Below are 12,381 nucleotides of genomic sequence, written 5' to 3'. Positions count from 1 at the left end.
TTTTGTTTACTTTTTTCTGTGGTTTTGCGGAACAAGAAAAGGATAGCATTAGTATACCTATTGACGAAAATCAAATTTTAAATACACGTAGTTTTAATGGTGATTTAAATGTTAAATACAATGGTGAAGATTTTAATTACACATCGCAAGAAGGTGAAGCGCAAAATCTTATCATGCGGTTTTTACAATGGTTCTTTAACTGGGTAGACGAATCATTCGGCATTAATATTCCGCCATATACTTTAGAGCTATTAGAATACCTTATCTACATACTTATGGGTGGACTAATTATTTACCTATTTGTACGCTTTTTTGCAGGGGAAAATTTTACATCGCTGTTCACCAAAAAAGCCACGTCAATATTAGATATTAATCTTTCTGAAGAGCATATAGAAAATGTTGATTTAAATGCACTTATAAAGTCCGCCATCGATACCAAAGATTATAGATTAGCGGTTCGTTATCAATACTTATTTATTCTAAAATCTTTATCTGAAAAAGGAATTATTGATTGGAATTATGAAAAAACAAATTCTGATTATCAATTGGAAATAGAAGAACGTCAGCCCAATACTGTACAAACCGGATTTAAAGATGTTTCATATTTATATGATTATATCTGGTATGGAGAACAAGAAATTGATATTGCAAAATATAAGTTAGTGGAAACGCGTTTTGCGATTTTAAAAAATTCCATTATAAAATAAATGGATAAACGATCAAAAATAATACTTGGCCTTTTTGCCGCTGTTCTTATCGCTATTATAGTGACCGAGATTGTGCGTCCTAAACCCTTAAACTGGAGACCATCATATACATCCACCGATAAAATCCCTTTTGGTTGTTTTGTGCTTTTTAGTGAACTACCCAATCTTTTTCCCAATGCTGAAATTGAAAGCGTTAATGAAAGTTTGTATAATTTATTATCAACGAGCGATTCCACTGTAGCATCAAATTACATTTTAATCAACAATGGAATAGACTTAGATGAGCAAGAGACCAATGAATTATTAAATTACGTTGAACGAGGGAATTCGGTATTTATGGCCTCAAATTGGTTTGGAAATCATCTCCAAGATACACTAAACATACAAACAACATATACCTATTCTATAAATGAAGATTCCATTTATACTTCATTATCCAACAAATCTTTTAAGGCAAAAAAGTTTGCATACAAAAGAGCTATGCGTAACCAGCATTTTGTTTCAATTGATTCTTTGAATTCAACAATACTTGGAAACATCACATTTATTGAAGGCGAAGATTTTTTAGAAGGTGGAAAAGAAACCATTACCAAGCCCAACTTTATAAAAGTTGCTTTCGGCAATGGCAACTTCTATTTAAATGCTAACCCCGAAGCTTTTAGCAATTACTACATGCTAAATAATAATCAGGACTATGTAGCCAATGCGTTTTCTTACTTAAATGATGAATCGCCTTTATACTGGGATAATTATAAAAAATCTGGACGCATTTATATCCAATCACCCATGCGCTTTGTATTAAATCAGGCAGCCTTAAAATGGGCCTATTATTTAGCTATTGTTGCTTTACTAATATTTGTGATTTTTAAAGCTAAACGCGAGCAACGTATAATACCAGTAATTGAACCTTTAGAAAATTCATCCATAGAATTCGCCAGAACAGTAGGCACTTTATATCACCAACATAGAGATTTTAGTGACCTAATTTCTAAAAAGCTTAAGTACTTTCAAGAATACGTTCGCAGTAATTTCTATATAAACACAAATACAATCAATCAAAAAACCACAGTAGAATTGGCGGCCAAATCTGGTAAACCATTATCTGAAACTAAAGAGCTTATAGATTTTATTGTTCATTTAAAAGGCCAAAAAAAACATAACGAACAAAACTTAATTGATTTAAATAAAAAAATATCATCCTTTAAAAAATAATTATGCAAGAGCAACAAGAAGGACAAGAACCCCAACCAGATCAGGATTCTCAAAACCAAGATCAGACGCAAGTAAATAGTGGTTTAGAATTTAGTAATCGTATCGATTTATCGAAATTAAGACAAGCCGTAGATCAGGTAAAAACTGAATTGGGAAAAGTAATTATTGGGCAAAAAGAAATGATTGAACTATTAATCATTTCAATATTAGCAGATGGGCATTCCTTAATCGAAGGTGTACCTGGTGTAGCCAAAACGGTTACTGCAAAATTACTAGCAAAGACCATGAATGTAGACTTTAGTCGTATACAATTTACCCCAGATTTAATGCCTAGTGATATTTTAGGAACATCTATTTTTAATGTTAAAACTTCAGAATTTGAATTTAAAAAGGGTCCAATCTTTTCTAATATTATTTTAATTGATGAGATAAATCGTGCGCCAGCAAAAACACAAGCTGCATTATTTGAGGCTATGGCAGAACGTCAAATAACTATTGACGGAAAAGAATTTGAAATGCAACCGCCATTTTTAGTTTTTGCAACTCAAAATCCTGTTGAACAAGAAGGCACCTATCGCCTACCCGAAGCACAACTCGATCGCTTTTTATTTAAGATTAATGTGGGTTATCCAAACTTAGAAGACGAAGTGAAAATCTTAGAAAGCAAACATCAGCAGAAAAATAAAAATATAGAAACACTGGTATCTTCTGTACTTTCGGCTGCACAAATTGCTGAATACCAAAATACCATTAAAGACGTAATAATCGAGGACAACCTAATTCAGTATATCGCTGAAATAGTTAATAATACGCGAACTAATGCCAATTTGTATTTAGGTGCCTCTCCACGTGCATCCATTGCAATTATGGACGCATCTAAAGCCTTAGCAGCCATTAGCGGACGCGATTTCGTTACTCCAGATGACATTAAAAAAGTTGCAAGTCCTGTTATGGGACATCGTATTATTTTAACCCCAGAACGCGAAATGGAAGGTTTTACTGCCGAGAAAGTTGTACAACAAATAGTTGAAAGCATCGAGGTTCCTAGATAATGGATGCGTTTAATAAATTAGCATAAAATGATTTTATAGTAAGCATGAAAAAAATCTTTAAAAATATATATTTAGAACAACGGTTCTTTGCTATTATTACGGCATTGATAATCGGGTTCTTGTTTTCATATATTTTTGAGGACTTATTAGGAGTTTTTAAAATTCTATTTTACTTTTTTATACTAGCTTTAATTATTGATGCCATTTTACTCTTCGGTTCAAAAGGCACCATTTCTGGAGAACGTATATTACCGGATAAATTATCCAATGGAGATCCAAATCCTATTAAAATAAGCGTAGCCAATTCTTATTTATTTCAGATTAAAGCTAAACTAATTGATGAAATTCCTTTTCAATTTCAAAAGCGTGAATTTGGACTAACAACCATCCTAAATAAAGCAGAACAAAAGTCTTTCAACTATGAGCTTAGACCTACAGAAAGAGGCGTTTATTCTTTTGGAAGTCTAAATGTTTACGCAAGTTCTCCGTTAAGACTATTAGCTCGCCGTTTCAATTTTAATGAAGCTCAAGAAGTTCCGGTGTATCCATCTTTTTTACAATTACGGAAATATGATTTGATGGCATTTACCAATCGTTTATTTGAATATGGCCTTAAAAAAATTAGACGCATAGGACACACAATGGAATTTGAGCAAATAAAAGACTATGTTATGGGTGATGACATAAGAAACATTAATTGGAAGGCTACGGCTAAAAAAAATCAATTAATGGTTAATCAATTTCAAGACGAAAAGTCGCAACCTGTTTATTCGGTTATAGATAAAGGTCGTGTAATGAAAATGCCTTTTGATGGTCTTAGTCTTTTAGATTATGCTATTAATGCCACTTTAGTAATCTCTAATATTGCATTAAAAAAACAAGATAAAGCTGGTATGTTTTCTTTTAGCAATGCAATTGAAAATAGAGTTGTTGCCGAAAGACGCAGTTCTCAAATGAATTTAATCTTAGAAACTCTTTATAATTTTAAGACAGATTTTGTTGAAAGCGATTTTAGCCGATTGTATATTGATGTAAAACGTAATTTAAATCAGCGTAGTTTACTTTTGCTTTACACTAATTTTGAAACTTTAGATGCACTCCATAGGCAACTACCATATTTACAAGCTATTTCCAAACATCATTTATTAGTGGTTATCTTTTTTGAAAATACCGAACTCACCGAATTCACTAAGAAAAAAGCTGAAACAACACATCAAATATTTGAACAGACAATTGCCGAAAAATTTGTGTACGAGAAAAAGTTTATAGTGAATGAACTTCGCAAATATGGCATACAAACCATACTTACCAAACCGGAGAATCTTACGGTCAATACTATTAATAAATACCTAGAAATTAAAGCAAGAGGCCTACTTTAAGTGCTATATTCTTTAAACTTACTTGATATTTTTAATATTATAAGCTAGCTATTATTTTAATAAAAACTGCTAAAATATAAAAAGTAAGAATTTTCTTCATAATTTTACATATTAAGTATACTTTATTTATACGAAATACGTTAAATCCATAAATCCCCTGTTAAACGATCCCCCTACTTAATTTGTTTAAAAATTAGTAGTTAGTTGAAATGAGTATTAAAAAATCATTTTTTCAGAGGTCATTAGTTGTAGGTATTAGTGTTTTAATAATACTATTGGGACTTTTAGTACTTTTTGGATGGTATACCAAAACAATAGAACTCATACAAGTTGTACCTGTTTTTGTTCCCATGCAATACAATACAGCACTATGTTTTTTATTGAGTGGTATTTCTTTGTATTTAATACTTAAGAAAAAGAATAGTTTTGCAATACTTTCATTATTACCAATTGGTATTATAGGCTTTTTAACAATACTCGAATATACAATGGTTAAGAATTTTGGTATTGATGAGCTTTTTATGAAACATTATATTACTGTAGCCAGTACACATGCAGGAAGAATGGCACCGAATACGGCGCTATGTTTTGTATTGTCTTCAATAGCCATGGGGTTAACCTTTGGTAAAAATGTTAGACAAAATCAAATAAGTTGCATTTTAGGGGCCCTCATATTCGGTTTGGGTCTAATCTCAATAATTGGATACTTAATTGGAAAAGAAGTCACCTATGGAGGTGGTCAATTAACGCAAATGGCGGTTCATACTACCATAGGTTTCATGTTATTGGGAGCTGGAATTACTGCTTTAAATTTTTCGAAAGAACGCAAAGTAATTGGAAGGGATATTGTAATGCAAAATGCTGGCTTTATTGGCTATGCCTTTGCACTTGCCTTAGTAATTTTCTTTATTGATTTAAGTATTCCCATCGAAGTAGCCATAGGTATACCTTATGTTTTATTTGTTCTTTTTGGATGGTTTATAAAAAAAGAAGGAATTACAACTATTTTAGCTATCTGTTCCACCGTATTAATAATTGCGGGCTTTCTATATTCCTTTTCAGAAATAAAAACTTCGGTAATCATCGTTAATCGAATTTTTGCGATTATGGCTGTATGGTTAGTAGCAGGCATGTTAAAACACATTAAAAAGAACGAGGCTATTATTATTGAAAAAAACGAGACTATTCTTGATATAACTAATCAAAAATTAGATCAAAAAATAGCTGAGCTTGAGATAAAGAATAAAGAACTTGCACAAATCACGTATATCGTTTCACACGATTTACAAGAACCTTTAAATACAATTAGTAGTTTTACGCAACTTTTACAAAAAGAATTTAAAGGTAAATTGGATGAAGGTCCATCAACTTACTTAAGTTTTGTATCGGAAGCATCCATTCGTATGCGAAATTTAATAAAAGATGTATTAGATCATTCCAGAATTGGACTAAAAAAAGAGGTTGAAGAAATAGATTTAAATACTGTGTTAGTCGATTTACAAAAAGATTTACATTCAACAATTGATAAAACTGAAGCAGTTTTAAATATTGACCCATTACCAAAAATAAAAGGGTATGGCATGGATATTAAATTATTATTCCAAAACTTAATAACCAACGCAATTAAATTTAAAAAACCAGAAGTTAAGCCACAAATAAAAATTTCAGCTGAAGAAAGCTCAGACCACTATTCATTCTCTATTCAAGACAATGGAATTGGCATAGCGGAAGAACATCAAAATAAAATATTTTCAATTTTTCAGCGTCTGCATTCCAATAAAGAGTATGAAGGTACCGGTATTGGTTTAGCACATTGCAAAAAAATTGTAGAATTACACCAAGGAACAATTAATGTTTCTTCAATACCAAACCAAGGCAGTAACTTTATATTCACAATCAAAAAAAATTAAAATGAATCCTCTTTTAAAAACAGTATTATTAGTAGACGATGATGAGGCCACAAATTTTATTCATAAAATGGTCATTAAAAACATGAATTGCACAGAAAACATTGTCATAAAAGAAAACGGCATAGAAGCCTTAGACTACTTAACCACTGCAGTTGATGGTAAATACCCACAACCGGATCTTATCTTTTTAGATATAAATATGCCAGCGATGGATGGTTGGGAATTTCTTGAAGAATACAAAGATCTTGATGAAAATCAACTTGCTAAAACAGTAATTGTTATGCTAACGACATCATTAAACCCCGATGACAAAAATAGAGCTCAAGAAATAAATGGCATTACCGGTTTTATGTCTAAACCATTGACCGAAGAGTTATTGGAAGAGCTTTTAAGTAAATATTTTGTAGCCTAAGCTCTTTTTAAGCTACTATTCCTTTAGGTATAGTTTAAAATGTTAATTAAAAAAGGTCTCATATTCAAAGATAATTTATTGAATACGAGACCTTTCTATTTTAATAAAAAAACTTCAAAAATTAAAATTTTAGGTGCGTACTACCTACCATTTATTTAATAGTATTTATTAAAAATCTGTCTGTTTAAATAGGTGCTTTTCTTCAATTAATTACTAAATTGAAAAATTAATTATAAATGTTTTTAAAAATTAAAACACACAATTAATTTATCAATAATGAAGAAAATTTTATTCTCGATTACTCTTATTTTATTAACTGTTCCCCTAACTTTTGCTAACACTATTTCATCTTCAACAGCCACTGATTTCGATGGTATGTGGGGAATTGACATTGAAGGTGGTGGAGTAGCTTGGCTTAATGTTTTTAATGACAAAGGTTTTTTGGATGCTGAACTACTATGGATTGGGGGCAGTATAGTTCCTGTATCTAGTGTTTATTTAGTGGACGATACAACATTGGTTGTTACACGAACTGAAGAAGTAAAAAGAAACGAAGAGCGCTCTCATATTATGACCTATACCATGCGAATTAACAAAATTGGTGAAGCTATAGAAGGCGTAATGATTGCTCCAGATTGGATGGCAACTGGCGAACGTACAATTCCATTTAAAGGAAAACGCATGCCAAAAATGTTTGATACTCCAGATTTATCAAAAATAAAATTTGGCAAAAAGACTAAACTTTTCAATGGTAAAAACATGAAAGGTTGGCATCTTATGAACCCAGAAAACAAGAAAAATGGTTTTAGCGTAGCTGACGGATTGTTAACAAATAATCCTGAACAACCCAAAGATGGCCATCATATCTCTTATGGCAATATTAGAACCGACCAAGAATTTTCTGATTTTAATTTAAAGTTAGATGTAAATGTTCCTAAAGGTGACAACAGCGGTATTTATTTACGTGGCTTATATGAAATACAAGTAGCAGATACTTATGGTAAGGAATTAGATTCTCATCATATGGGTGCGCTTTACAGTAGAATTACTCCTAGTGAAGCTGCAGAAAAACCAGCAGGAGAATGGCAATCGGTAGATATTACATTAGTAGACCGCCACGTTACTGTAATCCTAAATGGAATAAAAATAATAGACAACAAACCCGTTTTAGGTCCAACGGGCGGGGCCATAAGTTCAGATGTTTTAGCGCCAGGACCAATATATTTACAAGGTGACCATGGAAATGTTTCGTATAAAAATATTGTATTAACTCCCATTATCAAATAAATGAAAAATCAACTTACAATTACCGCAAGTATTACTGCTACTGAAGGCAAACGTGAAGAAGTAAAGCAAGCACTTTTAAAATTAATACCTCCTACTCTAGCTGAAGAAGGTTGTTTAAACTATGACTTGCATGAAGATTTGGAAAACCCTAATCGTTTTTTCTTTTATGAAAATTGGCAAACCAAAGAACACTGGCATAACCACAACGAGAGCGCTCATATTGCAGCACATAGAAATGCAACTAAAGGCTTAGTAGCAGAAGTAATTATTAGCCAATTAAGTCATGTAAAAATTTAATTTTCACACCCCTGACATCATCTGACATTGTCCCCGCTACATTTGTAGTAGGTTTAATCTTTAAATATAAAAACAATGTCACATGCAATCAGCTGGTTCGAAATTCCAGTAACAAATTACAAAAGAGCAAAAGAATTCTACAACACGGTATTGGAAATCGAAATAAAAGATTCCCCTATGCCAGAAGGCAATTACGGTATGTTTCCGTATGACGATGATAATAATGGCGTTGGTGGAGGTCTTGTTGAAATGCCGGGTTATAGTCCCTCCGCAGAAGGGGTAACAGTATATTTGAATGGGGGTAACGATTTAAGTACGCCACTAGAAAAAATAATTACTGCTGGCGGTAAAATTGTAATGCCAAAAACGGATATCGGGGAAAACGGGTTTATGGCTCAATTTATTGATACCGAAGGAAACAAGATTGCTTTACATTCTTGGAATTAGAATTTAAAATTTAAAGGTAGCAACTCTTCATGGGTTTGCTACCTTTACTTTTTATGACGCAATTATCGAGACTCATATCAATTTTAACGCTTTTAAAATCACGAAGGGTTTTAACGGCTACCGAACTTTCAGTAAAGTATGCGGTAAGTGTGCGTACAATTTATCGCGATGTTCAAAAATTAATAGAAGCTGGTGTACCGATTGTCACATTAGAAGGTCGTGGTTATACTTTAATGGACGGTTATACAGTAGCCCCAGTACAGTTTACTGAAAAGCAAGCAAACGCTTTAGTTACTGCAGAACATTTGGTAAGTCAGTCTAATGACTCCTCTTTTGTAAAAGATTTTGAAGAAGCACTTACAAAAATCAAATCTGTTTTTAAATCTTCGGTTTTAGAAAAAAGTGAACGGCTCGACAATAACATTCATATTTTTAATGCGCGCCAAGAAAACATTTCTAGCAATGCCCTTTCTGAGATTCAATTGGCAATAACAAATTTTAATTATATTGAAATTAATTATCGCAAAGCGAATGACCCAAATATATCTTTTCGAAAAATTGAACCATGTTTTATATTTTCAACGGAGAACAAATGGTTGTTAATTGCCTGGTGTCATTTAAGAAAAGGTTATCGCTCTTTCCGTATCGATCGTATTCAACATTTTAAAATACTTCCTGAACAGTTTGAAGATCGTAAGTATACTATTCAAGATTATTTTAATTCAGAGTGCGAAAAAGCATATCGAGAACGTACTATGAAAAAGAATTCAATTTCAGAAGAAAAACACTCCTAAATAAAAATAGAATTCCGATTTTAGAGTATTGTAACCGCTAACAAACTTAAATATGGAATTATTAATTACCATTATCATTTATTTACATGCTTTTTTAGGAGGCTTGGGTCTAATAACTGGTGTTGGAAGTATGGCGGTAACAAAGGGAGGCAAAAAACACAAAAAAATGGGAAAAATTTTCTCACTTAGTATGGTGCTTAGCTGTATTTTAATTCTTCCCATAACATGGTTACCAAATCATAAAAGTTTATTTCTCTTTTTAATTTCTTTGTTCACAATTTATTTAGTTTTTATAGGCAATCGATCCTTAACTTTTAAGAAACGAGATAAACGTGAAGCAGATATTATTGACAAGGGACTTTCAATTACGATGGCACTTTTCTCATCCTTTATGCTTATTTATGGTATTTATGGACTATTTAATCCTGTTCAAGACAACGCTTTGTTTTTAGTTTTTGGGGGATTAGGGTTTTTCTTAACATTCCGTAATTTTCAATTATATAAAACTTTTAAAGAAAAAAAGATTGCCTGGCTTCTAAGTCATCTTACTTTTATGATTGCAGCACTAATTGCATCTTTCACTGCATTTATAGTTGCCGGCTTACATTTGTGGAATATCGTAGCTTGGGTAACACCTTCAATAATAGGCACCATTTATATTATTTATTGGCGACGAAAAATGAGATCTAAAATCAAAGCTTAATAACCTCAAAATGAAATTGTCTTGCTAATAGACTAGCTAGTTTATACACGCCTTTCTAACCCAGCAAGTGTAGCAATACATTTCTAAATTTTGTATCTTACTTAAACAAAAGGAATGAATTATGAAATCTAATTATTCGAAAGTCTTTTCTGGAAATCAGTTTGAAGCTAAGAAAATTGCAAGTGAGTTGCAAAAAATTGGTATTGAAGCTATAATTAAGGATGAAGCTGAGTCGGCTAGATTAGGCGGTTTCGCTTCAAGCACAAACAGTATATATTTATATGTACACCAAGATGAATTAGAAAAAGCACAAAAAGTGATTAACCAAGTTTCTTAATCAATATTTGTAGTTTCGCAAAATGATATTTTACTTATTCTCCTCAAACGATGTTTCCCTAAAATTATTAATATTAAAAATCGATTATGAAAAATAGAATCGGATTAGGGCTACTAGTCATTGCATTTATATTATTAGGTGATATTGCAATCGACAGTTTGCAGACTACTCAAACAGATACAAGACAGAAAGCGGGTTTAAACTTTATAAAATGTACAGCTTCTAAATATTTACTAAAGAATGTAGATACAACACGGCAAATATCTCCACTATTTACCAACTTAGGAAATCTTCATTTTACCATTTCAACCAAAAACGAAAGAGCACAAGCCTTTTTTAATCAAGGACTAAAATTGTCATATGCTTTTAATCATGCCGAAGGTCATCGTTCATTTATGGAAGCTGCTCGACTAGATAACAATTCAGCTATGTCGTATTGGGGGCAAGCATTTGCACTCGGGCCAAATATTAATGACCCAATTCCTGATGATGAGCGTAAAAATAAAATCAATGAAGCAATGGTCAAAGCTAAAAGTTTGGCTTCAAAATCGAGTAAAAAAGAACAGGCATTGATTGAAGCACTATCAGCTAGATATAGTGAAGATTTGACCAAAGATGTGTCAGAACTGAACATGGCCTACATGATAGCTATGACCAAGGTAGTTGGAAAATACCCTAAAGACGCCAATATTCAAATTTTGTATGCTGCTGCTGTAATGAACACGGTTCCATGGAATTATTGGGATAAAGATGGTAACCCATCACCCAATATTAAAGAAGCAAAGGCAGCTCTAGAAAAAGCAATGGAACTAGAACCAGAAAACCCTGGTGGTCATCATTACTATATTCATATGGTTGAATTACCATATCCAGATATAGGAGTAAAAAGCGCCGATAAATTAGCATCATTAATGCCGGGAGCGGGCCATATTGTTCATATGCCATCTCATATTTATATAAGGGTAGGACGATATTTAGATGCGGTCAAAGTTAATCAACAAGCGATATTGGCAGATGAAGATTACATTTCACAATGTTTTTCTCAGGGATTATATCCACTGGGATACTATCCACACAACATTCATTTTCTTTGGTCATCTGCAAGTTTATTAGGTGATAGCGACATAGCCATCGATGCAGCAAAAAAAACAGCTGAAAAAGTACCTACTGGTCAGCTGGTCGAACTTCCTTTTTTACAAGACTTCTCGGCTACGCCACTTTTAGCATATACTAGATTTGGTAAATGGAATGAAATCTTGACCATTCCCGCGCCAAGCGCTGATATAAAACATTTATCGCTGATTTGGCATTATGCACGAGGAATAGCTTTCATCAGAAAAGGGAATGCGAAAGAGGCACAAGAAGAACTAGATGCAATCTCGCAAATTAAAAAAGACCCAGAAATAATTGAATTGGTGGCAACAGCAAACAATGCCTCAATTCATTCGGCAAATATCGCATTTGAAGTTGTCGCAGGAGAATTGGCGGCTTTAAAAGGAGAAACCGAAAAAGCTATAGAGCATCTCGAAAATGCGGTGGTCTTTGAAGATGGGCTGACCTATACAGAACCTGCCGCTTGGCATATTCCGACACGTCAAAATTTAGGCGCTGTACTATTAAGCGCAGAAAAATATGATGAAGCTGAAACAGTCTTTAGAGCAGATTTAAAAATCTTAAGGCAAAATGGTTGGTCATTAATGGGCCTTCACAAAACACTTGAAGCTCAAGGTAAAATTGAAGAGTCTAAAAAAATAAAAGCTGAATTTGATAAAGCTTGGGAACATGCAGATATTGCAATTGAAACTTCTGTTTTATAATTTATTCATGTTGGTCTTTTTCTGATT

At 32.7% G+C, this 12,381-nt stretch carries 13 protein-coding genes; all 13 read left to right on the top strand.

Translation table 11 applies throughout. The features are described from left to right. Positions 1 to 2 precede the first annotated feature (2 nt). The 13 genes from ABJF52_RS14540 (at position 3) to ABJF52_RS14480 (ending at position 12,354) form a co-directional block, all read left to right on the top strand. Entirely contained in the window at positions 3 to 707 is a 705-nt protein-coding gene (locus tag ABJF52_RS14540; RefSeq protein ID WP_348151740.1) for a hypothetical protein, read from the top strand. Continuing rightward, complete coding sequence (locus tag ABJF52_RS14535; protein WP_348151737.1) at positions 708 to 1,919, top strand: DUF4350 domain-containing protein; 1,212 nt, start codon at positions 708 to 710, stop codon at positions 1,917 to 1,919. A 2-nt stretch (positions 1,920 to 1,921) separates the two neighbouring features. After that, complete coding sequence (locus ABJF52_RS14530) at positions 1,922 to 2,971, top strand: MoxR family ATPase (RefSeq protein ID WP_348151734.1); 1,050 nt, start codon at positions 1,922 to 1,924, stop codon at positions 2,969 to 2,971. A gap of 44 nt (positions 2,972 to 3,015) precedes the next feature. Continuing rightward, complete coding sequence (locus ABJF52_RS14525; RefSeq protein WP_348151731.1) at positions 3,016 to 4,350, top strand: DUF58 domain-containing protein; 1,335 nt, start codon at positions 3,016 to 3,018, stop codon at positions 4,348 to 4,350. 209 nt (positions 4,351 to 4,559) lie between these two features. Next, on the top strand, positions 4,560 to 6,260 hold the full coding sequence (locus ABJF52_RS14520; RefSeq protein ID WP_348151729.1) for an ATP-binding protein: 1,701 nt from the start codon (positions 4,560 to 4,562) through the stop codon (positions 6,258 to 6,260). Position 6,261: 1 nt separating this feature from the next. Next, a complete protein-coding gene (locus ABJF52_RS14515) occupies positions 6,262 to 6,672 on the top strand; it encodes a response regulator (protein ID WP_348151726.1) in 411 nt (136 codons plus the stop codon). Positions 6,673 to 6,948: 276 nt separating this feature from the next. Beyond that, the gene (locus ABJF52_RS14510) at positions 6,949 to 7,959 is read left to right on the top strand and encodes a DUF1080 domain-containing protein (RefSeq protein WP_348151723.1); all 1,011 of its coding nucleotides are present in this window, start codon (positions 6,949 to 6,951) and stop codon (positions 7,957 to 7,959) included. Further along, on the top strand, positions 7,960 to 8,256 hold the full coding sequence (locus tag ABJF52_RS14505) for a putative quinol monooxygenase (protein ID WP_348151720.1): 297 nt from the start codon (positions 7,960 to 7,962) through the stop codon (positions 8,254 to 8,256). A 75-nt stretch (positions 8,257 to 8,331) separates the two neighbouring features. Then, the gene (locus ABJF52_RS14500; RefSeq protein WP_348151717.1) at positions 8,332 to 8,703 is read left to right on the top strand and encodes a VOC family protein; all 372 of its coding nucleotides are present in this window, start codon (positions 8,332 to 8,334) and stop codon (positions 8,701 to 8,703) included. A 53-nt stretch (positions 8,704 to 8,756) separates the two neighbouring features. Next, positions 8,757 to 9,497 (top strand): WYL domain-containing protein, encoded by a 741-nt coding sequence (locus tag ABJF52_RS14495; protein ID WP_348151714.1) that lies wholly within the window; start codon positions 8,757 to 8,759, stop codon positions 9,495 to 9,497. A 52-nt stretch (positions 9,498 to 9,549) separates the two neighbouring features. After that, on the top strand, positions 9,550 to 10,200 hold the full coding sequence (locus tag ABJF52_RS14490) for a hypothetical protein (protein ID WP_348151711.1): 651 nt from the start codon (positions 9,550 to 9,552) through the stop codon (positions 10,198 to 10,200). Between the two features lie 121 nt (positions 10,201 to 10,321). Continuing rightward, positions 10,322 to 10,537 carry a DUF2007 domain-containing protein gene (locus ABJF52_RS14485; RefSeq protein WP_348151708.1) on the top strand — a complete coding sequence of 72 codons (216 nt, stop codon included), beginning with the start codon at positions 10,322 to 10,324 and terminating at the stop codon, positions 10,535 to 10,537. 86 nt (positions 10,538 to 10,623) lie between these two features. Then, positions 10,624 to 12,354, top strand: coding sequence for a hypothetical protein (locus tag ABJF52_RS14480; protein WP_348151705.1), 1,731 nt, complete (start codon positions 10,624 to 10,626; stop codon positions 12,352 to 12,354). Positions 12,355 to 12,381 lie beyond the last annotated feature (27 nt).

Origin of the sequence: Aurantibacter sp. (assembly GCF_039941195.1) — a bacterium.
GTDB lineage: Bacteria > Bacteroidota > Bacteroidia > Flavobacteriales > Flavobacteriaceae > Aurantibacter_A.
The sequence above is the reverse complement of the archived record's forward strand: the minus strand, read 5'-3'. Positions and strand labels throughout refer to the sequence as shown.

Excerpts from the sequence above, each read along its gene's own strand:
- ABJF52_RS14535 (WP_348151737.1), top strand. The coding sequence starts at position 708 with ATGGATAAACGATCAAAAATAATACTTGGCCTTTTTGCCGCTGTTCTT.
- ABJF52_RS14530 (WP_348151734.1), top strand. The coding sequence starts at position 1,922 with ATGCAAGAGCAACAAGAAGGACAAGAACCCCAACCAGATCAGGATTCT.
- ABJF52_RS14525 (WP_348151731.1), top strand. The coding sequence starts at position 3,016 with ATGAAAAAAATCTTTAAAAATATATATTTAGAACAACGGTTCTTTGCT.
- ABJF52_RS14520 (WP_348151729.1), top strand. The coding sequence starts at position 4,560 with ATGAGTATTAAAAAATCATTTTTTCAGAGGTCATTAGTTGTAGGTATT.
- ABJF52_RS14515 (WP_348151726.1), top strand. The coding sequence starts at position 6,262 with ATGAATCCTCTTTTAAAAACAGTATTATTAGTAGACGATGATGAGGCC.
- ABJF52_RS14510 (WP_348151723.1), top strand. The coding sequence starts at position 6,949 with ATGAAGAAAATTTTATTCTCGATTACTCTTATTTTATTAACTGTTCCC.
- ABJF52_RS14505 (WP_348151720.1), top strand. The coding sequence starts at position 7,960 with ATGAAAAATCAACTTACAATTACCGCAAGTATTACTGCTACTGAAGGC.
- ABJF52_RS14500 (WP_348151717.1), top strand. The coding sequence starts at position 8,332 with ATGTCACATGCAATCAGCTGGTTCGAAATTCCAGTAACAAATTACAAA.
- ABJF52_RS14495 (WP_348151714.1), top strand. The coding sequence starts at position 8,757 with ATGACGCAATTATCGAGACTCATATCAATTTTAACGCTTTTAAAATCA.
- ABJF52_RS14490 (WP_348151711.1), top strand. The coding sequence starts at position 9,550 with ATGGAATTATTAATTACCATTATCATTTATTTACATGCTTTTTTAGGA.
- ABJF52_RS14485 (WP_348151708.1), top strand. The coding sequence starts at position 10,322 with ATGAAATCTAATTATTCGAAAGTCTTTTCTGGAAATCAGTTTGAAGCT.
- ABJF52_RS14480 (WP_348151705.1), top strand. The coding sequence starts at position 10,624 with ATGAAAAATAGAATCGGATTAGGGCTACTAGTCATTGCATTTATATTA.